The following is a 1,263-nucleotide window of genomic DNA, read 5'->3' on the forward strand; positions in this document are numbered from 1 at the left end:
ATACTACTTTTTAGGCGCGACGATTTGAAATCATACCTTTGAGGTCAATTAAGGTGACCTCAAATGAACCAAGATAAATATGTTTTCGCTCAGTTAGTAGAATTCTTGAACAATGATAAGTTCAGAAGACTTGTAGACAAGTATGATGGCAATCGTTATGTGAAACATTTCACTTGCTGGAGTCAGTTACTTGCAATGATGTTCGGTCAACTCAGTAATCGTGAAAGTCTTCGTGACTTGATTGTAGCTTTGGAAGCACATCAAGGAAAGCGTTATCATTTGGGATTGGGTCGTGAGCCCATTGCCAAAACTACGCTTGCATCTGCCAATCAGAATCGGGATTACAGAATCTTCGAAGATTTTGCTTTCTATATGATGAAGGAAGCATGTGAAAAACGATCGACTCACATCTTGGATATTCCAGGAAGGAAGTATGCGTTTGATTCCACTACAATTCCTTTATGTTTGGCTACATTCCCTTGGGCGAAGTTCCGTAAGAAAAAAGGTGGAGTTAAGGCTCATGTCCTTTATGACATAGAAGCACAACTTCCAGCCTTTTATACAGTAACTACAGCATCCAGGCATGATTCAACAGAAATGTCCGCAATTAATTATGAGCCAAATGCTTATTATATATTTGACAGAGCGTATGACTCGTTTAAAGAACTTTATCGGATTCATCTTACAGGTTCTTTCTTTGTAGTCAGAGCGAAGTCTAATCTGAAATGCAAGTTCTGTAAATGGAAGCGTAGAATGCCGAAAAATATCCTTTCAGATGCGGAAGTGAAACTGATAGGGTACACTTCTGGAAAGAAGTATCCTGAATCATTCAGAGTCATCCGTTTCTATGATGAAGAGGATGATCGTGAATTCACATTCCTGACGAATGCCAAACACATATCTGCACTTGATGTTGCCAATCTTTATAAGAAAAGATGGTTCGTGGAACTTTTCTTCAAATGGCTGAAACAACACCTTAAGATAAAAAGGTTCTGGGGTACTACCGAGAATGCGGTTCGAATACAGATTAGTGTTGCTATCATCACCTATTGTTTAGTAGCTATTGTACAATATGATATGCAACTGAATCGTTCAACTTATGAGGTCTTGCAGATTCTTAGCATCTCATTAACAGATAAAACGCCTTTACAAGAGCTGTTTAATAAGACTAATTTCAATGATGTCAAAGAACAATTTAATCCCCTTATTCCGGGATTATTTGATTAATTAATAACTCGTCCCGATTTTAACGGGACACTAGTG

Annotated in this window: 1 protein-coding gene; it reads left to right on the forward strand. The window is 38.0% G+C overall.

Annotated features, from left to right (window positions below; translation table 11 throughout):
* Nucleotides 1–63: 63 nt before the first annotated feature.
* Nucleotides 64–1,227 (forward strand): IS4 family transposase, encoded by a 1,164-nt coding sequence (locus CLIN57ABFB40_RS12245; RefSeq protein ID WP_175628393.1) that lies wholly within the window; start codon nucleotides 64–66, stop codon nucleotides 1,225–1,227.
* Nucleotides 1,228–1,263: the final 36 nt, after the last annotated feature.

The sequence above is a fragment of the Bacteroides acidifaciens genome (genome assembly GCF_903181435.1).
Taxonomy (GTDB): Bacteria; Bacteroidota; Bacteroidia; order Bacteroidales; family Bacteroidaceae; genus Bacteroides.